The sequence below is a fragment of the Streptomyces sp. NPDC094143 genome (assembly GCF_040303825.1).
GTDB lineage: Bacteria > Actinomycetota > Actinomycetes > Streptomycetales > Streptomycetaceae > Streptomyces.
Genome location: NZ_JBEOTZ010000052.1, coordinates 1 through 19,462, shown reverse-complemented (window position 1 = coordinate 19,462; position 19,462 = coordinate 1). Strand labels below are relative to the sequence as shown.

At 71.5% G+C, this 19,462-nt stretch carries 14 protein-coding genes and 1 pseudogene; 10 read left to right on the top strand and 5 right to left on the bottom strand.

Annotation, left to right across the window (positions count from 1 at the left end):
* Positions 1–128 precede the first annotated feature (128 nt).
* A complete protein-coding gene (locus tag ABTZ58_RS36290) occupies positions 129–320 on the bottom strand; it encodes a hypothetical protein (protein WP_309095167.1) in 192 nt (63 codons plus the stop codon).
* Positions 321–919: 599 nt separating this feature from the next.
* On the opposite strand from ABTZ58_RS36290, the gene ABTZ58_RS36285 reads away from it, so the two are divergent.
* The 8 genes from ABTZ58_RS36285 to ABTZ58_RS36250 all read left to right on the top strand — a co-directional run bounded on the left by ABTZ58_RS36285 (position 920) and on the right by ABTZ58_RS36250 (position 11,568).
* The gene (locus ABTZ58_RS36285) at positions 920–4,735 is read left to right on the top strand and encodes a sensor histidine kinase (RefSeq protein ID WP_351366553.1); all 3,816 of its coding nucleotides are present in this window, start codon (positions 920–922) and stop codon (positions 4,733–4,735) included.
* 9 nt (positions 4,736–4,744) lie between these two features.
* Entirely contained in the window at positions 4,745–5,158 is a 414-nt protein-coding gene (locus tag ABTZ58_RS36280; protein ID WP_030851929.1) for a roadblock/LC7 domain-containing protein, read from the top strand.
* A gap of 112 nt (positions 5,159–5,270) precedes the next feature.
* Entirely contained in the window at positions 5,271–5,666 is a 396-nt protein-coding gene (locus tag ABTZ58_RS36275) for a DUF742 domain-containing protein (protein WP_031121441.1), read from the top strand.
* The gene (locus ABTZ58_RS36270) at positions 5,647–6,222 is read left to right on the top strand and encodes a GTP-binding protein (RefSeq protein WP_020271455.1); all 576 of its coding nucleotides are present in this window, start codon (positions 5,647–5,649) and stop codon (positions 6,220–6,222) included. The genes ABTZ58_RS36275 and ABTZ58_RS36270 overlap by 20 nt, the downstream gene beginning before the upstream one ends.
* A gap of 378 nt (positions 6,223–6,600) precedes the next feature.
* Positions 6,601–9,906 carry a sensor histidine kinase gene (locus ABTZ58_RS36265; protein WP_351366548.1) on the top strand — a complete coding sequence of 1,102 codons (3,306 nt, stop codon included), beginning with the start codon at positions 6,601–6,603 and terminating at the stop codon, positions 9,904–9,906.
* A gap of 10 nt (positions 9,907–9,916) precedes the next feature.
* Positions 9,917–10,330 carry a roadblock/LC7 domain-containing protein gene (locus ABTZ58_RS36260; protein WP_004983065.1) on the top strand — a complete coding sequence of 138 codons (414 nt, stop codon included), beginning with the start codon at positions 9,917–9,919 and terminating at the stop codon, positions 10,328–10,330.
* A gap of 94 nt (positions 10,331–10,424) precedes the next feature.
* Positions 10,425–11,006 carry a DUF742 domain-containing protein gene (locus tag ABTZ58_RS36255; protein ID WP_351366545.1) on the top strand — a complete coding sequence of 194 codons (582 nt, stop codon included), beginning with the start codon at positions 10,425–10,427 and terminating at the stop codon, positions 11,004–11,006.
* Positions 10,987–11,568 carry a GTP-binding protein gene (locus tag ABTZ58_RS36250; protein WP_014675207.1) on the top strand — a complete coding sequence of 194 codons (582 nt, stop codon included), beginning with the start codon at positions 10,987–10,989 and terminating at the stop codon, positions 11,566–11,568. The genes ABTZ58_RS36255 and ABTZ58_RS36250 overlap by 20 nt, the downstream gene beginning before the upstream one ends.
* Positions 11,569–11,722: 154 nt before the next feature.
* Here the strand turns inward: ABTZ58_RS36250 and ABTZ58_RS36245 are convergent, their stop codons facing one another.
* The 4 genes and pseudogenes from ABTZ58_RS36245 to ABTZ58_RS36230 form a co-directional block, all read right to left on the bottom strand.
* The gene (locus tag ABTZ58_RS36245; RefSeq protein WP_184988591.1) at positions 11,723–11,917 is read right to left on the bottom strand and encodes an acyl-CoA carboxylase subunit epsilon; all 195 of its coding nucleotides are present in this window, start codon (positions 11,915–11,917) and stop codon (positions 11,723–11,725) included.
* A gap of 35 nt (positions 11,918–11,952) precedes the next feature.
* Positions 11,953–13,536, bottom strand: a complete 1,584-nt coding sequence (locus ABTZ58_RS36240; protein WP_309098108.1) for an acyl-CoA carboxylase subunit beta — start codon at positions 13,534–13,536, stop codon at positions 11,953–11,955.
* A 154-nt stretch (positions 13,537–13,690) separates the two neighbouring features.
* Positions 13,691–16,059: pseudogene (locus tag ABTZ58_RS36235) on the bottom strand (polysaccharide lyase 8 family protein).
* A 534-nt stretch (positions 16,060–16,593) separates the two neighbouring features.
* The gene (locus tag ABTZ58_RS36230) at positions 16,594–17,439 is read right to left on the bottom strand and encodes an SDR family NAD(P)-dependent oxidoreductase (protein WP_351366540.1); all 846 of its coding nucleotides are present in this window, start codon (positions 17,437–17,439) and stop codon (positions 16,594–16,596) included.
* A gap of 343 nt (positions 17,440–17,782) precedes the next feature.
* Between ABTZ58_RS36230 and ABTZ58_RS36225 the strand changes: the two genes are divergently transcribed.
* Positions 17,783–18,388: a YceI family protein gene (locus ABTZ58_RS36225; RefSeq protein WP_351366537.1), complete on the top strand. Its 606-nt coding sequence runs from the start codon at positions 17,783–17,785 to the stop codon at positions 18,386–18,388.
* Between the two features lie 218 nt (positions 18,389–18,606).
* Positions 18,607–19,392: a S1 family peptidase gene (locus ABTZ58_RS36220; RefSeq protein WP_351366534.1), complete on the top strand. Its 786-nt coding sequence runs from the start codon at positions 18,607–18,609 to the stop codon at positions 19,390–19,392.
* Positions 19,393–19,462: the final 70 nt, after the last annotated feature.

The window sequence follows — 19,462 nt, the reverse complement described above, 5'->3', positions numbered from 1 at the left end:
AGGCTAACGCGGGGAGGTGTCCCGGCCGTGCGCACGCACGAGGGGCGTCCCCGCGGCCGGGGGCGCCCCTCGGAGTTCATCGCCCGCCGCGGTGAGCATCCCGCGGCCGGCACACGTATGTCCTGGTGTCACTCCGCGGCCGCGCCGGCCGCGACGGGGATCTCCATGAGGACGGTGCGCTTGGGGTTGGCGGTCTGCGTGGGCAGTTCGACGCGGTGCTCCGGCTGTTCCGGCGTCTGCAGTTCGTCGGCGCCGTCGAGGTGCGCCAGCGTCGTGCGCCGCGGGTTGGCGATCTTGTGGAACATCGTCGTCGTCTTCACTGTTTACTTGACCCTGTCCTGTGACGGGCGCCGCGAGGGTGCGAAACCCCACCGGGCGCGGGTTGTCGTTTTTGCCTTCTCTGTAAAGCGTCAGGCTAAACATCGGATTCCCGCCCCGGCCGCGCAGAGTTCACGATCAGGCTGTGAGTTTGCTCACGAACCAAGGGTCGAATCGGTCATTCCGGACTCTCGCCCCAGCGTGACGAAGCGGACATTGCCCCCTTGAAGCCATCATTCCGCTCCTGATCATGGCGACTGGGACACCGACCACCGCTCGACGACTCGCGGATATATGACCGGTATGGGCGAACTCCCTTTCTACGACCGGTGATCCGGTCCTCACGTGGTGTCACCTATGTCACGGCCTGACCTACGAGCCTTGTTGGAGATCCTGTGCTGTGCTGGAATGCCACGGACCGCCGCGGGTATCGAGCCGGCGCACAGGGGGCGCACAGACGCGCCGAGTGGCGGTCAGAAGGGGGAATCAGCGCCGGTCACTCACGACCACCACGGGGGCGTACTCAGGGCGTCCCCAGAACGCCGACACCGTGCTCCGCCGTTCACACGACGGGGTGCCTGGTCCAGAGGTTGCGACGCTAGTGCAGGGACGTTTCAAGAGGGATGGCAACGCTTCGGCGGAGCCGGAGCCGCACGGCGGGACTGGCCCCATGAATGGCGGCCCCTCGCCCCAGCACGCCCAGAACCCGGGCCCGGCCGGTGACGGCGGTGAGCGCCCCGGGCGTCCCGGCGCGTCGGCCCCCTCGGGGCCCGCGAGCCCGGCCCCGGCCCTGAAGCCGCCGGCCGGTCCGACCGGTCCCGGCCCGCGAATAGCCCTGCGCAACTGGCGCATCTCCACCCGACTGGTGTCGCTGCTCGCGCTCCCGGTGGTCGCGGCCACCTCGCTGGGCGCGCTGCGTATCAACCAGTCCATGGACGACATCCAGCAGCTCGACAACATGAAGCTGCTGACGGACATGACCAAGCAGGCCACCGAGCTGTCGGCCGCGCTCCAGGAGGAGCGCGACCAGTCGGCGGGCCCGCTCGCGCACGGCGGCAAGGCCACCGACTTCACGGTCAAGGGGCTGCGCGAGAAGACCGACCGGGCGATGAACAACTTCCTCGACTCGTCCGAGGAGATCGACAGCGCGAGCAAGGACGGCAACCTCAAGGGCGTCCGCGAGTACCTCATCCAGATCGCCGGTGAGCTCGGCGACCTGGCCCAGATCCGCAAGGGCGCCTACGCCTCCGAGGGCAACTCCACGCAGACGATCGAGGCGTACCACCGTCTGATCGAGAACCTAATCGACCTCTCCCAGGACATGGCCGAGGCGACCAGCAACCCGGACATGATCCAGCGCACGCGTGCGCTCGCGGCGTTCTCCTCCGCCAAGGAGTACTCCTCGATCCAGCGCGCGGCCCTCGCCGCGGCACTGCCCGCCAGCAACACCACGACCGGCAAGCTCTCCCCGAACGACCGGCTCTACGCCCAGTCCGCCCTGCAGAGCCAGAACTCCGAGATCCGCAGCTTCAAGAGCATCTACGGCGAGGACGCCGCCGCCGAGCTGCTGAAGCCGATCGAGGACGGCGGCAACTCCACGATCAAGGCCACCGACACCTACGCCGGCCGCGCCCTGATCTCCGCGAGCGGTCTCGCCCAGCAGGACAAGCGGTCCTACCGCGACTGGCTGGACGACAGCTCCACCAAGATCCAGCAGATGAAGAACATCGAGCACACCCTGCTCGAGGAGATGGAACAGAAGGCCCGCGAGCTGCGCAGCGCCACCGAGCGCGACGCGATCATCTCCGGTGCGCTGATCCTGATCGTGCTCGGTGTCTCGCTCGTCGGCGCCTTCGTCGTGGCCCGGTCCATGATCCGCTCGCTGCGCCGGCTGGAGGAGACCGCCACCAGGGTCGCCTCCGACCGTCTGCCCGAGCTGGTCAAGCAGCTGTCCGAGTCCGACCCGCAGGACGTCGACACGTCCGTGGAGTCGGTCGGTGTGCACTCCCGGGACGAGATCGGCCGGGTGGCCGCGGCCTTCGACGACGTGCACCGCGAGGCGGTCCGCCTCGCCGCCGAGCAGGCCCTGCTGCGGGGCAACGTCAACGCGATGTTCACCAACCTCTCGCGCCGCTCCCAGGGCCTCATCCAGCGTCAGCTGTCGCTCATCTCCGAACTGGAGTCCCGCGAGGCCGACCCGGATCAGCTGTCCTCGCTGTTCAAGCTCGACCACCTCGCCACGCGCATGCGCCGTAACGGTGAGAACCTCCTCGTCCTCGCCGGTGAGGAGCCCGGTCGGCGCTGGACCCGCCCGGTCCCGCTGGTCGACGTGCTCCGCGCCGCCGCCTCCGAGGTGGAGCAGTACGAGCGCATCGAGCTCGCCTCGGTGCCCACGACCGAGGTCGCCGGCCGCGTGGTCAACGACCTCGTGCACCTGCTCGCGGAGCTGCTGGAGAACGCGACCTCGTTCTCCTCGCCGCAGACCAAGGTCAAGGTCACCGGTCACGCCCTGCCCGACGGCCGGGTGCTGATCGAGATCCACGACACCGGTATCGGCCTCTCCCCCGAGGACCTCGCCGCGATCAACGAGCGGCTCGCCTCTCCCCCGACGGTGGACGTCTCCGTCTCCCGCCGCATGGGTCTGTTCGTGGTCGGCCGGCTGTCCCAGCGGCACGGCATCCGCATCCAGCTCCGCCCGTCCGACTCCGGTGGTACGACCGCGCTGGTCATGCTGCCCGTCGACGTCGCCCAGGGCGGCAGGAAGCCCCAGCCCAAGCAGGGCGGCCAGCCGCCGGTCGGCGGTGGCGGTCCGGCCGCCGCGCAGGCCGCGGCCGGTGCGGCGGCGGCCCGGCGGGCCGCCGGTGCCGGCCAGAACGGCGGCGCCCTCGGTGCCGGCGCCTCCGGTGGCGGTGCCTTCGGCGGCGGCGCCTCCGGTGGCGGCCGGCTCGGTGCCGGCCAGGGCCCGCGGGCCGCGCTGCCGGGACGCGACGGTGGCCGTCCGGCCGGTCAGGGCGGAGCGCGCGGACCGCAGGGTCCGGGCAACTCGATGTTCGAGCAGGGTCCGCCCGCGCAGGGCCGCCCGGCTCCGGCCGGTGCCGGGTTCGGTCAGGCGCCGGGTGCCCCGCAGGGCCTGCAGGCCGCGGGCACCGGCGCGCCGCAGGACGCCTTCGGCGGTGGCCGGGGCCGGCCGCAGCAGGGCGGCAACGCCGAGCAGGGCAAGGGCCGTCGGCCGCAGCTGCCGCCGCGCGGTGGCCCGCGGGCCGAGCTGCCCGGCGGCGACCCGCAGCCGCGCGTGCCGAGCTGGAGCGACGAGAACGCCCAGCCGCAGGTGCCGCGCGCCTCGCTGGACACCCCCCGTGGCCACGAGGAGCCGGACGTCTCCCGGACGTCCGCCCTGCCGCGTGTCGACGACCGTCAGGGCCCCGGCTCGACGGCGGAGATGCCGGCCGTGCCGCGCGACGACGAGCGTCAGGGCCCGGCCGACTTCGGCGGCCAGCAGCACCAAGGCCAGTACGACCCGAACTCGGGCCAGTTCGTCCGGCCGGACGTCTTCGGCGCCCCGGCAGGCCGCCGCGACCCGTCCTCCGCGACGGGCCAGTTCCCGGCACCGCAGCAGGCCCCGCAGTCGTACGACAACGGTTCCACCGGTCAGTACCCGGCACCGCAGCAGGCTCCGCAGTCCTATGACGACGGCTCCACCGGGCAGTATCCGGCGCCCCGTCAGGACAACGGCACCACCGGGCAGTACCCGGCGCCGCGCCAGGACGCGACCGGCCAGTACCCCGCGCAGCGGCAGGGCAACGACTCCGGCCGTCCCCCGCTGCCCGGTCCGGCCACCCCGGCCGACCCGGCGGGCACGGGCCGGTTCGAGCGGCCGCAGGTCAACGGCGGCTCCGACTTCGCAGCCCCGCGTCCGCCGGCGCCGCAGCCCCGGCCCGTCCGGCAGGAGCCCGAGGCGCTGCCGCCGGCGAGCGGCCCGGGCGACGGGCGTACGCCGCTGTACGACACACTGGAGACCAACTGGTTCCACGGGCAGCAGGAGCAGCAGGAGCAGAGCAACGGCTCGGCTCCGGCCGCTCCGCAGCAGCCGCAGGGGCCCACCGGCCCGCAGCGGTCCGCGTCCGCCGGCTGGCGCACCTCGCCCAACGACGACCTCGTCCGCCAGGCCGAGCGCGTCCGTCAGCCCGCCGCAGGCGGGGTCACCACCTCCGGCCTGCCTCGCCGGGTGCCCCGGGCGAACCTCGTCCCGGGCACGGCTCAGCAGCAACCGCACCAGAGCGGTCCGCAGGTCTCGCGCGCCCCCGATGACGTGCGCGGCCGGCTGACCAATCTCCGTCGGGGTATCGCACAGGGTCGTCAGGCCGGATCCACCCAGACCGGCAGCTTCCCACGGCCCACTCACCAGCAGGAGCGTTAGTTGAGTCCGATGAGCCAGGCGGCACAGAACCTCAACTGGTTGATCACCAACTTCGTGGACAACACCCCCGGGGTGTCCCACACCGTCGTCGTGTCCGCCGACGGCCTCCTCCTGGCGATGTCGGAGGGCTTCCCGCGCGATCGCGCGGACCAGCTCGCGGCCGTCGCCTCGGGGCTGACGTCCCTGACGGCAGGCGCCTCCCGCATCTTCGAGGGCGGCGAGGTGGCCCAGACGGTCGTCGAGATGGAGCGGGGATTCCTCTTCCTCATGTCCGTCTCGGACGGTTCGTCCCTGGCCGTCCTCGCGCACCCGGAGTGCGACATCGGCCTCGTCGGCTACGAGATGGCGCTCCTGGTCGACCGCGCGGGCGCGGTCCTCACCCCCGACCTGCGCGCCGAGCTCCAAGGCAGTCTGCTCCACTGATAGGCCCCGGCACCACCCGTCTCACCACATCACCGTCCGGCCGCCACACACCCCACACAGGCCTCGTCAGACGGCTTGATCTGACCGACTTGCTGTCCCGCCCGGAGGACCCATGACCCCGCCCACCGCCTCTCATGATCCGTACGCGGAGCCGTACGAGGACGAGGGCGACCAGCCGCTGGTACGGCCGTACGCCATGACCGGCGGCAGGACCCGGCCGCGCTATCAGCTCGCCATCGAGGCACTGATCAGTACGACCGCGGACCCCGCCGCGCTCATGGGCCTGCTCCCGGAGCACCAGCGGATCTGCCACCTGTGCCGTGAGGTCAAGTCGGTGGCCGAGGTCTCCGCCCTGCTCAACATGCCGCTGGGTGTGGCGCGCATCCTGGTCGCGGACCTCGCGGAGGCCGGTCTCGTCGCGATCCACCAGCCGGGCGGCGACGAGGCCACCGGTGCGCCGGACGTGACACTGCTCGAAAGGGTGCTCAGTGGACTTCGCAAGCTCTGACGCGGGTCGTTCCACCACCTCCGCGAAGATCGTGGTGGCGGGCGGCTTCGGCGTGGGCAAGACCACGTTCGTGGGTGCCGTCTCGGAGATCAACCCGCTGCGCACCGAGGCCGTGATGACTTCGGCCAGCGCGGGGATCGACGACCTGACCCACACCGGGGACAAGACCACCACCACGGTGGCCATGGACTTCGGCCGTATCACCCTGGACCAGGACCTGATCCTGTACCTCTTCGGTACGCCCGGTCAGGACCGCTTCTGGTTCATGTGGGACGATCTGGTACGCGGTGCCATCGGCGCGGTGGTGCTCGTGGACACCCGGCGCCTGGCGGACTGCTTCCCGGCGGTGGACTACTTCGAGAACAGCGGCCTGCCGTTCGTCATCGCCCTCAACGGTTTCGACGGCCAGCAGCCCTACACGCCCGACGAGGTGCGCGAGGCGCTGCAGATCGGTCCGGACACTCCGATCATCACGACCGACGCCCGGCACCGGGCCGACGCGAAGAGTGCCCTGATCACGCTGGTGGAGCACGCCCTGATGGCCCGGCTGAGGTAGCACCCAATTCTGAAGCGCTATACGGCAGTTGTCGTAGATGCACCGGAGCCGACTGTGTCCTTTGACACGGTCGGCCAAGGTGTTCATAACGTTTCGGCAGAGAACTGGGGTGGTACGGCCACGCGTCGCGCACATCCGGTCTCGCTGTGCGCACGACCGCCCCGCCTTTTGGCGGGGCTCGCTCTTTATGACCGTTTTATCTGGGGCTTACACCCCCTTGAATCCCTGCCCTCGACTGTTTGGAAGAGCGCAGGTCGTCGTGCTGGAATGCCTGAACTGCCCAATAGTCAATGACGTACTCGTCCTACGAGGACGTGATGGGGCTCTGAGACACTGCGGCACATGGTTGGTGCCGACCGCCGAGAGGTTGTTGGTCGAGTGAGGCGAAGCAAGAACAGTCCCGAGCCGTCGGCCCGGGGCAACTTCACCCCGCCGCCGCGCACAGCGGCGCCCGCCCCCGTGCCCGGTTCGGAGCCGACGGCCGCGCCCGCTCAGAGCGGTGGCCGTCTCTCGCCGCGCAACTGGCGTGTGGCGACCCGGCTGAACGCGATCCTGCTCATACCCGTGCTGGTCGGCCTCGTCATGGGCGGCTTCCAGGTGAAAAGCTCGATCGACACCTGGCAGGAGGCCGAGGACGCCGAGAACACCGCGCGCCTGGTCCGCGCCTCGCTGCTGTACGCCAACGCCCTCTACAACGAGCGTGACGCCTCGGCGGCGCCCCTGCTGAAGGGCAGCGCCCAGACCGCCCAGGACAAGGCGACCGTCACCCAGGTCCGCAAGGCCACCGACGAGGCCGCCGACGCCTTCGACGCCGCCGCCCAGAACATGCCGGCCAAGCCCGGCCTGGAGCGCCGGCTGAAGCTGTTCCGCGAGGCCGAGCCCAAGCTGCAGACCCTGCGCCAGGTCGCCTACACCTCCAAGCTCAAGGGCGTCCAGACCGAAGAGGGCTACGTCGAGGTGGCCCACCCGCTGACCGAGTTCGCCAACGAACTCGGCCTCGGCACCGGCAACATCACCAGCTACGGCCGGACCGTGTACGCCATCGAGCTCACGAAGGCGGCCCTGTCGCTGCAGCGCTCGATCGGCATGCACATCCTGGTCAAGCCCGGCCCCGACGACGGCAACCTGGCCAGCCAGCGCGTCGCCCTGTCCTCGTACGCCTACCTCGAGCGCATCGCCGTGCAGGAGTACATCGGCGGTGGCACCGAGCAGGACGCGGCCAAGCTCAAGGAGGCCGAGGCCAAGCTCAGGGCCGACGGCGCCGCGATGGCCCGCGAGGCCAAGGCCAAGAACCCGGACTACGTCCCCCCGCCGGCCAACCCGACGACGATGATCTCGGCCGTCGCGACGCTGCAGAGCACCGACCCGAGCGCCCGCGCCGCCCTCGCCGAGAAGGGCATCACCGCCGAGAACTGGTGGGCGGTCAACACGCTCAAGTTCAACGCGTACGAGAAGATCGAGACGGACCTGGCCGACAAGGCCGTGAGCGAAGCGTCCGACATCGCCGACAGTGCCCAGCGCGACGCCTACATCACCGGTGCCGCCGTCGTCGTCGCCCTGCTCCTGGCGTTCATCCTGGCCGGTGCCGTCGCCCGCCAGATGAGCCGCTCGATGCGCCAGCTGCGCAACGCCGCGTTCGGCATCGCCGAGCAGCGCCTGCCGATGCTGGTCGACCAGCTCTCGCGCACCGACCCGGGCCGCGTCGACACCCGCGTCCAGGCCATCCCGATCACCACCACGGACGAGATCGGCGAGGTCGCCCGCGCCTTCGACCAGGTCCACCGCGAGGCCGTCCGGCTCGCCGCCGAACAGGCCCTGCTGCGGGGCAACATCAACGCGATCTTCACCAACCTCTCGCGCCGCAACCAGTCGCTGATCGAGGGCCAGCTGACCCTGATCACCGACCTGGAGAACAACGAGGCCGACCCGGACCAGCTGGAGAACCTCTTCAAGCTGGACCACCTGGCGACCCGTATGCGCCGCAACGGCGAGAACCTCCTGGTCCTGGCGGGCGAGGAGCCCGGCCGACGCTGGGACCAGCCGGTGCCGCTGGTCGACGTGCTGCGCGCCGCCTCCTCCGAGGTGGAGCAGTACGAACGCATCGAGCTGTCGGGCGTGCCGGAGGCCGAGATCCACGGCCGGGCCGTGACCGACCTGGTGCACCTGCTCGCCGAGCTGCTGGAGAACGCCACCACGTTCTCCTCCCCGCAGACCAAGGTCCGCGTCACCGCGACCCGGCTGCCCGACGGCCGCGTGATGATCGAGATCCACGACAAGGGCATCGGCCTGACCGCCGAGGACTTTGCGGACATCAACCACAAGCTGGCCAACCCGCCGACCGTGGACGCCGCGATCTCGCAGCGCATGGGCCTGTTCGTGGTCGGCCGGCTGTCCGACCGGCACGGCATCCGCGTGCAGCTGCGCCCCTCGGGCGAGCAGGCCGGCACCACCTCGCTGGTCATGCTGCCCGACGCGATCACGCACGGCGGTGGCGGCGAGAGCCACGTGGACCGCGACGAGTTCACGGTCTCGCAGATCATCCCGGAGCAGAACTTCGGCGGCGAGAACTTCGGCCAGCCCATGCGCACCGCCGCGGAGCTCGGCTTCGACGACAGCCGCTACTCCGACGTCCCCGACGACATACGCGAGCTGGACCCCGTCGGCCGCTCCCTGATGCGCGAGGAGCGCCGGGCGGCCCTGGAGGCCCAGTCCCAGGGCGAGCAGCCCGCCCTGCCCGGCCGGAACGGCCAGGAGCAGGCCGAGGCGTCCGCGTACCAGGAGGAGTTCAACGGGCAGCAGGGCTACGGGCAGAACTACGACACCGGCCAGAGCGGCTACCCGGAGCAGCAGCCCGCCTCCTACGACGGCCGGCAGGCCTACGAGGAGCAGCAGGCGCCGTACGAGGAGCAGGGGCAGGCCGCGTACGAGGAACCGCAGCGGGCGGCGTACGACGAGCAGTACTACGCGCCGAACGGCGGCCTGCCGCAGAACGACACCTTCTCGCCGAACGGCGGCTACCCGGATCCTTCCTATGCGGAGCCGGCCCGGGAGGAGTCCGCGGGGCAGGGCGTGGGCGTGCCCGACAGCTTCCCGGCGTTCGAGCAACGGCGCCACCAGGACGACTGGCCGCAGCAGGACGGTTACCAGAACGGCTACCCGAACCAGTACCCTTCTCAGGCCCAGGAAACGGAATCTGCGCAGGCCGCTGACGCGAGTGAGCAGGACCGCGTAGGCTTCGAGCGTCCGGGACCGGCCCCCTCCGCCGCCCACGCGCTGACCGACGCCGGGCTTCCCCGCCGCGGAGCCACCGCCGGCGGTACGAACGGCACGGGTGGCGCACGGCACGCGAGCCAGGAGCCGCCGGCCTCCACGCAGGAGAGCAACGGCGACAGCGACTGGCGCTCGGCCAACGACGAGCGGTGGCAGCAGGCCTCGCAGCTCCGGAAGCCGAAGGCGGGCGGGGTCACCTCCTCCGGCCTGCCGAGGCGGGTTCCCAAGGCCAACCTGATCGAGGGGTCCGCCGAGAGCACTCCCCAGGGAGGCCCACAGGTCTCCCGCGCCCCGGAGGACGTCCGGGGCAGGCTGAGCAACCTGCGCCGGGGTGTCCAACGCGGACGCAGCGCAGGCAGTGAAACGAACGGCCAGGGCTTCGGTCCTGACAGCACCTACAACCAGGAGCGTTAGTGTGAGCCCGATGAGCCAGGCGGCACAGAACCTGAACTGGTTGATCACCAACTTCGTGGACAACACCCCGGGGGTGTCCCACACGGTGGTGGTCTCCGCCGACGGACTCCTTCTGGCGATGTCCGAAGGCTTCCCCCGCGACCGCGCCGACCAGCTCGCGGCCGTCGCCTCCGGTCTGACGTCTCTGACGGCAGGCGCCTCCCGGATCTTCGAGGGCGGCAGCGTGAATCAGACGGTTGTGGAGATGGAGCGGGGATTCCTCTTCATCATGTCCATCTCCGACGGATCGTCGCTCGCGGTCCTCGCCCACCCCGAGGCGGACATCGGCCTCATCGGGTACGAGATGGCCCTGCTGGTGGACCGGGCCGGTACGGTCCTGACCCCGGACCTTCGTGCGGAGCTCCAGGGGAGCCTGCTCAACTAATCGACGGACGGTGCGTTTTGGCGTCCCGTGGCCGTAAGGTTTCGGGACGCGGCTCCACAGCGATGGGTGCCAGGCACAGTCGGAGGAGGAGAAAGTGGCAACACCCCCAGGCGGTTCGTCAGGCAACTGGTCGTACGGCCCTGCCCAGGGTCAGGGCGACGGTGGTCAGACCCCGAACCGTTACAACTTTCCCTCCGCACCGAGCCACCGGCAGCCGTACGCGCCACAGGGCCCCGGCCCGTCGCCGTACGACCAGCCTCCGGCCCCGCGCATCCAGCCCGTGCAGCCGCAGCGCCGCACCCCCGAGCCGGCGCCCGGTGGGGCGTCGAACCAGCACAATCCGCTGGTGCGTCCGTACGCCATGACCGGTGGCCGGACCCGCCCGCGTTACCAGCTCGCCATCGAGGCGCTGGTGCACACCACCGCGCAGCCGCACCAGATGCAGGGCCAACTGCCCGAGCATCAGCGGATCTGCAACCTCTGCCGGGAAATCAAGTCGGTCGCCGAGATCTCGGCGCTCCTCACGATTCCTCTCGGCGTGGCCAGGATCCTCGTCGCCGACTTGGCGGAGGCGGGACTGGTCGCCATCCATCAGCCCGGCGGCGACGAGAGCGCCGGCGGCCAGCCAGACGTGACACTGCTCGAAAGGGTGCTCAGTGGACTTCGCAAGCTCTAGCGGAGGGCCTTCCCGCTCCACCACGTCCGCGAAGATCGTGGTGGCTGGCGGCTTCGGCGTGGGCAAGACCACGTTCGTCGGCGCCGTCTCGGAGATCAATCCGCTGCGCACAGAGGCCGTCATGACGTCCGCTTCGGCGGGCATCGACGACCTGACCCACACCGGGGACAAGACCACCACCACGGTGGCCATGGACTTCGGCCGTATCACCCTGGACCAGGACCTGATCCTGTACCTCTTCGGTACGCCCGGTCAGGACCGCTTCTGGTTCATGTGGGACGACCTGGTGCGCGGCGCCATCGGCGCGATCGTGCTGGTCGACACGAGGAGGCTCGCCGACTGCTTCCCCGCCGTCGACTACTTCGAGAACTCGGGGCTGCCGTTCGTCATCGCCCTCAACGGCTTCGACGGCCAGCAGCCGTACACCCCGGACGAGGTCCGGGAGGCGCTGCAGATCGGTCCGGACACGCCGATCATCACGACCGACGCGCGGCATCGCGCCGATGCGAAGAGTGCGCTGATCACGCTGGTCGAGCACGCGCTGATGGCTCGGCTGCGGTAGTTCTCCGTTGCTGTGGGACAGCCCCTGGCGGCCTTCGGGCTGCCGGGGGCTGTCGCGTTGCCGGGTGCGGGTTCGTGGGGGCTTGTCGCGCAGTTCCCCGCGCCCCCAACACGAAGAAGGCCCCTCTCTGCGAGGGGCCTTCTTCGATCCGGGGTCAGCGCCAGCTGTGCGGGGCGCGGAAGCCGGGCTCGCGTTCCAGGCGGCGCCAGCCGGCCTTGACGCGGCCGCGGTGGGCCGGGGTGGGGTCCGTGGGGCGGGCGGCGGCGCGGGCCAGGAGGATCGCCGTGATGGCGGCGACCTCCTCGGGCTCGGCGTGGCCCTTCTCGACGCGGATGTCAGGCGTGTCCATGGGTGTCAGTCTCCGTGGCTGAGATGTCCGCAGGGTTACTGCGGCGGGTTGCCGTGCTTGCGGGACGGCAGGTCCGCGTGCTTGGTCTGGAGCATCGCGAGGGACTTGATGAGGACCTCGCGGGTCTCGGCGGGGTCGATGACGTCGTCGACCAGGCCGCGCTCGGCCGCGTAGTAGGGGTGCATGAGCTCGGACTTGTACTCCTTGACCATGCGCGCGCGCATGGCCTCGGGGTCCTCGGCCTCGGCGATCTGGCGGCGGAAGATGACGTTGGCGGCGCCTTCCGCGCCCATGACCGCGATCTCGTTGGTCGGCCAGGCGTAGGTGAGGTCGGCACCGATGGACTGGCTGTCCATGACGATGTACGCACCTCCGTAGGCCTTGCGCAGGATCAGCGAGATCCTCGGCACGGTCGCGTTGCAGTAGGCGTACAGCAGCTTCGCGCCGTGGCGGATGATGCCACCGTGCTCCTGGTCGACGCCCGGAAGGAAGCCGGGGACGTCCAGAAGGGTGATGATCGGGATGTTGAAGGCGTCGCACATCTGGACGAAGCGGGCCGCCTTCTCGGAGGCCTCGATGTCCAGGACGCCCGCCAGCACCTGGGGCTGGTTGGCGATGATGCCGACGACCTGGCCGTCCATCCGGCCCAGGGCGCAGATGATGTTGCGGGCCCAGCGCTCGTGGACCTCCAGGTACTCGCCGTCGTCGACGATCTCCTCGATGACCTTGGTCATGTCGTAGGGCCGGTTGCCGTCCGCCGGGACCAGGTCCAACAGGACGTCCGAGCGGCGGTCGACGGGGTCGGAGGCCTCGGCGCGGGGCGGGTTCTCGCGGTTGTTCTGCGGGAGGAGCGACAGGAGGTAGCGGACCTCCGCGATGCACGTCTCCTCGTCGTCGTAGGCGAAGTGGCAGACACCGCTGGTCTCGGCGTGGACGTCGGCGCCGCCCAGGCCGTTCTGGGTGATCTCCTCGCCGGTGACCGCCTTGACGACGTCCGGGCCGGTGATGAACATCTGCGAGGTCTCGCGGACCATGAACACGAAGTCGGTCAGGGCCGGGCTGTAGGCGGCGCCGCCCGCGCACGGGCCGAGCATCACCGAGATCTGCGGGATGACGCCGGAGGCCTTGGTGTTGCGCTGGAAGATGCCGCCGTAGCCCGCGAGGGCCGAGACGCCTTCCTGGATGCGGGCGCCGGCGCCGTCGTTGAGGGAGACCAGCGGGGCACCGGCCGCGATGGCCATGTCCATGATCTTGTGGATCTTCGTGGCGTGGGCCTCGCCCAGCGCGCCGCCGAAGATGCGGAAGTCGTGGGCGTAGACGAAGACCGTGCGGCCCTCCACCGTGCCCCAGCCGGTGATCACACCGTCGGTGTACGGCTTCTTGGCCTCCAGGCCGAAGCCCGTGGCCCGGTGCCGGCGCAGTTGCTCGACCTCCCGGAAGGAGTCCGGGTCGAGGAGAAGTTCGATGCGCTCACGCGCGGTCAGCTTGCCCTTGGCGTGCTGCGCCTTGGTCGCCTTCTCGCTCGGTCCGGCCACCGCCTGCGCACGGATCTCGTGCAGTTCGGCCACGCGTCCACGCGCGTCGGTCGGCTCACCCGGCGCCTCATCCAAAACGGTCATGTAGCGACCTTACGAAGCCGACCTGGAAAAGCGGGCCGTCGACTCCTCACAGTCTCCGGCGTGTTTTCCTGGTACCACTGAACAGAACCACGCCGGGGTGCAGCCTTTTCGACTGCTCAGAGGGCGTGCGGCTTGTAGGGGTCACACAAGCGGCTCAATGGAGTGTCATGTCACACCGGTGGGTGGCGCATGCCGTCCCCGGGGTGATGCGCAGCCGCAGCCGGCGGCCGTGGCGAGGACCTCGACGGTCTCGTCCGCGCGCACGACCCGGCGGACCGGGCGGTCCCAGGTGATCTCCAGCGGTTCGCCCGTGCGGGGCGGTTCGCTCACGCAGAGGGTGGCGGTGCGGCCCCTGCGGACGGTCAGCACGCTCGCTCCGGCGGAGGCGGCGAGGGGGCCGGCCGTGCCGGGTTGCCAGAAGTTCGCGGCCGTCAGGCCGAGGGAGGGCACCGCCACGGCCTGCCGGGTGGCGTCGTTGGCGAGGATCGACAGCCACCGGCGGTCGGCGGCGCGGCGGGCGACCGTCCGGCGGGACGCCCCAGGTAGCAGGGCGTAGGCGTAGCTCGCGTCGGCGGGATCGGTTCCGTGGTCGAGCCACAGGGTCTGCCAGCGGCGGGTGCGGCGCTCGGTGGTGGAGCCGGTGTTGATGTCGGACCAGGCGCCGGTGCGGTCCTCGCGCAGCGTCCTCGGCTCGCCGTCGAGCAGCAGCCAGCCGCCGTGGTCCTCCAGGTGGGCCCAGCCGGGGCCCTGGGCGAAGCGCTGGGTGCCGTGCGCGCCGAGGTGGCGGTTGTCGACGATGGTCTCGACCGGAACGCCGTCGGAGCAGGTGATCCCGGCGCCCAGGCAGATCACCGCGTCCGCGGCGCAGAACCAGGACTTGCGGGCCTGGAGGGTGGAGCCGAGGCCTTTGATGTGCTGGCCGAGGGCCGCGTAGGTGCCGTCGGTGGTGCCGCCCACCCAGCGGGCGTCGGGGCGGGCCGTGCCCCACTCGCCGCCCTCCCGGTCGGCGAGCCGCCGGGTGGAGACGGTGGTGCCGGGCAGCCGGTACCAGTCGACGGTCGGCCAGTACCAGTCCGTGTACTGGTCGCTCGCGCCGGCCCACCAGCTGACCAGGCCGGCGCCGGTGTGCCAGCCGCGCGGGTTCTCGCCGTTGCCGCACTCGTAGTGGGCGATGCGGTCGCTGGCCATGGCGATGTTCACGGTGAAGCCGGGGCGGCGGTGGACGGCGCGGTCCATGGCGGCGAAGAGGTGGTGACCGATGGGTTCGGGGGCGGCCGGGACGGGCGAGGCGGCGATGGTGTGCAGCCGGGCGAGGGTGGCGACGCCGAACTGGGGTGCCGTCAGCAGCGGTGCCACGGTGTCGCGTTCGATCCAGCCCTTGATGCGGGCGTGCCAGCGGTCGCGTTCCTCCTGGCTCGCACCCTCGGCGAGGATGGCGAGGGCGGCGATGAGCTGTCCGCCGTGGAAGTGGTCGGAGCGCAGGACACCCCGCTCGTCGGAGGCGAGGTGACCCCGGCTGATGGCGCGGCCGTTGACGCTGTCCATGACCAGGCCGTCGTGGATGAGCGGCGCGTAGGCGCGTTCGACGCTGTCGAGGACGATCTGCCGGTTCGGGTCGGTGACCTCCCAGTCCGACCCGGCGAGCAGGGCGAACAGCCGGCCGAGGCCGTCGAGCATGACCTGCCCGTAGGTGCCCGAGTAGGCGACCCAGGTGTGCTGGACGAAGGAGCCGTCGGCGTAGAGGCCGTCGCCGCGGGTGACGTACGGGAAGACCGGGGAGAGCGCGTCCCGGGCCAGGGCGATCTTGGCGGGGGCGCGTCCGAGGATGCCGCGCAGGGCGACGGAGCGGCACAGGTCGACGCGGTTGGCGCCGGTGGAGGTGCCGGAGTAGTCGCCGAGGGCCGAGTCGGGGACGAAGTGGTCGACGGCGGCGCAGGCGGCCTCGACACGGGCGTCGCCCAGCCGGTCGTACAGGGCGGCCGTGATGTCCAGGAGCAGGCGGGGGCTGCCGATCTGCCACTCCCACCAGTTGCCGTAGGGGGTGGTGGCGGGGTGGTAGACGGTGGCGGCGAGGTGGTCGAGGCCGCTCAGGACGCCGGCGAGGAGGTCCGGGTCGCCGGTCGAGCCGGTGCCCTGCTGGACGCAGGCCTGGGTCATGGTCCACAGGCGGTTGTAGCTGCGGGTGATGCCGGCCGGCGGGTCGAAGGGGTGGTCCGCCCACAGGGAGTTCGCCGCCGGGGCCATGGTCGCCAGCAGATCCCGGGCGAGCGCGCCGGTCCGGGCGAGCCGGGAGGCGTACGGCTCGGCGGCGGGGTCGTACCCCGCGCCGAGCGCGATGGAGAGCCAGCGTCGGCGCAGCGTGTCGTACGGGTCGCCGGGCGGACCCGCGACCCGGGCCGCGGGCGTCGCGCCCCCGGTCGCCGCCAGCGCCGCGGCGGCCAGCAGCAGGGCACGGCGGCTCGGACGGGTCGGGCCGGCTGCCTTGCCCGCCTGACGGAGGAACACTCGGCGCGGCGCAGTCATGCTCCTGCCCTACCACGGTCAGCCGGTCACCTGAACGGAGGATCCGGCCGGAGTGACCGGGATGGCGGAACGGGCAGCCGGCCCCGAAGGGCCGGTCCCGCCTTGTGAGTCGGCCAGGCGCCACGGTGGGGTACCGGGCGGACGCCCGACCACCCGCACCGGACGGACCGCCGCACAGCGGCACCGCACGGACCGCCGAGCCCGTAGGCACCGGTCGCCCAGCCGAGCGGCGGGATATACGTCGACGCGCTGCCGCAGGACGACTCGAAGCCCGGCGCAGTGCCGTCGCCCGGGACAGAGGCCCGCGCCGAGCCGCTCGTCCTCCCCGCAGGCGGCGGTACAGGCCCGGGCCGCTCGCACGGGCACGGGGCTGGGACGGCGGGGCCAGGTGGGCCTCGTCGCGGTGGCGTCGGACAGCGCCGACGCCCGACGCGGTGCCGTCGCCCGGGGCAGAGGGCGCGCGCCGAGCCGCTCGTCCTACTGCCACGGCGGCTTCGGCCCGGCAAGCGCATGCCCCACCGGGCGAGCGGACGGTCAGCCCCGGCGATCCCGCAGGCGGCGGTACAAGCCCGGGCCGCGCGCGCGGGGCTGGGACGGCGGGGCCAGGTGGGCCTCGTCGCGGTGGCGTCGGACGGCGTCGAAGATCGTGGCGGCGACGTCGCCGGGGGTGAGGAGGCCGGCGCGGGAGGCGGGGTCGGGTCCGGCTCGGCGGGTGCGCAGATCCGTGTCGACGGGGCCGGGGACGACGAAGGTCACGCCGACGCCCGTGCCGCGCAGTTCCCGGCGCAGTGCCCGGGCGAAGGCGGCGAGGCCGGCCTTGGCGGCGCAGTACACCGCTTCCTGCCGCGCGCCCGCGCGGTCCGCGAGCGCGCCGAGCAGCACCACGCGGCCGCGCCCCGCCGCGATCATGGTCGGCAGGACCTCGCGCACGAGATGGAGCGTGGCGTTGAGGTCCAGGGTGAGCACCCGGTCGATGTCGGTGTGCGGCATGGCGGCGAAGGGGCCCGTCCAGCCGATGTCCGCCCCGGCGACCAGGACGTCGATCCGTCCGGTCATGTGCAGTGCGGAGCGGGCGAGCAGACGCGGTCCGTCCGGGGCGGCGAGGTCGGCGGGCAGGACGACGGCCGACGTGCCGGCGGCGGTCCGTTCCAGGCGGTACCGGTCGCGCCCGCCGAGCAGGAGCTGCCAGCCGTCCATGGCGAAGCGCCGTGCCGTGGCCGCCCCGATGTCCGAGGAGGCACCGGTGACCAGGGCCACGCGCCGGTCGAGGCGCCGTTCCGGTCCGTACACGCGCGTCCGGGCGGGGACGGGAGCGCCGGCACGGCGCGGGCGGGCGTCGGCCGGTGGGTCGTAGGCCGGGCCGGAGCCGGTGAGTGTCACGAGTCGTCTCCCCTGCGCTGTGCCTCGTCTGTCTCCCTACGGTCCTTTGCTACGGAACCCCGACTTCCGGAGCACCGCCACCGCACCTCGTCACCCCGGTGGTCCGCACTGACCGGCCGGCGGCCCGCCACCCGGGCGATCCGCGGGTCGCGGCGTCGTGGCACCCGGACGGGGCGGAACCACCCGTACGGGGCGGCCCGGTGCCGCCAGGCGGCGGTACGGGCGAGCGCGCGGGACTCGATGCGAACACACCTCGCGAAGATGTTGAAGGTTGAACGGAATAGGTCTACGGTGGGTCGTGTTGGGTAGTTCAACATTCAACATAAGCCGCAGGAGGCACCCCATGAGCATCTTCAGCCGCACCGACACCGAGACCGCCACCGCCACGGGCACCGCCGTCACCCCGGAGCTCGCCGCCCTGACCGGCGACTACACGATCGACCCCGCGCACTCGACGATCGGGTTCGTCGCCCGCCACGCCATGGTCACCAACGTCAAGGGCGGCTTCCAGGACTTCACCGGCACGCTGCACCTCGACGGCAGCGACCCCTCGCGGTCCACGGCCTCGCTCGACGTCGTGATGGACAGCATCGAGACGGGCAACGCCGACCGCGACGGGCACCTCAAGAGCGCGGACTTCTTCAAGGCGGACGAGTTCCCGACCATGACGTTCCGCTCCACCAAGGCCGAGGCGCTTGGCGGCGACGACTACCGCATCACCGGCGACCTGACCATCCTCGGCACGACCCGTCCCCTCACCATCGACCTGGAGTTCAACGGCGCCGCGAAGGACCCCTTCGGCAACGAGCGCGTCGGCTTCGAGGGCAAGGCGCAGATCCTGCGCTCCGAGTGGGGCCTGACCTGGAACGCCGCGCTGGAGACCGGTGGCGTGCTGGTCTCCGACAAGATCAAGCTCAGCTTCGACATCTCGGCGATCCGGAACGCGTGAACCGGCGGCACCGGCCCGGCGAACCCCCGCCGGGCCGGCCTGGCCGGATCGCGCCCCTTGTGCGAGAACCGTCGGCGTTCCCATAATCCAGCAGCACAATTTTGACCAGTCCATGCCAGCACATGGACGTTCTTTTTTGCTGCCTTGCTGTCATGCGCTCGTCAAATGATGCTTCGGTTGCACGTCTCCCCGGTCAACCCCCCACGGAAGGCATCACGTTGAAGAGACTCCTCACGGTGCTCAAGAGATGCGCGGTCCTCGGCGCCGCCGCCCTCGCGATCGCCAGCCTCCAGCCCGTCTCCGCCGCGCAGGCCGCCCCCTCGCCCGTCGTCGGCGGGACCCGTGCCGCGCAGGGCGAGTTCCCGTTCATGGTCCGGCTCTCGATGGGCTGCGGCGGCGCGCTCTACACCCAGCAGATCGTGCTCACGGCCGCGCACTGCGTGGGCAGCTCCGGCAACAACACGAGCATCACGGCCACCGCGGGGGTCGTCGACCTGCAGTCCACCAGCGGCCGCGTCCAGGTCCGCTCCACCAAGGTGCTGCGCGCCCCCGGCTACAACGGCACCGGCAAGGACTGGGCGCTGATCAAGCTGGCCCAGCCCATCAACCTGCCGACCCTGAAGATCGCCACCACCGCGCAGTACAACACCGGTGACTTCACCGTCGCCGGCTGGGGCGCGAACCGCGAGGGCGGCGCCCAGCAGCGCTACCTGCTGAAGGCGACCGTGCCGTTCGTCAGCGACGCCGCCTGCAGGGCCTACGGCGGTCTGTACAGCGGCCTCGTCGCGAGCGAGGAGATCTGCGCCGGCTTCGACGCGGGCGGCGTGGACACCTGCCAGGGCGACTCCGGCGGCCCCATGTTCCGCAAGGACAACGCCGGTGACTGGATCCAGGTCGGCATCGTCAGCTGGGGCGAGGGCTGCGCCCGGCCCGAGGCGCCCGGCGTCTACACCGAGGTCTCGACCTTCGCCTCCGCGATCGCCTCGGCGGCGTCCACGCTCTGACCCACCGCGCACTCCGACCCACCACGCACCGGACGGCCCGGCACCGACGGGGTGCCGGGCCGTCCGGGGC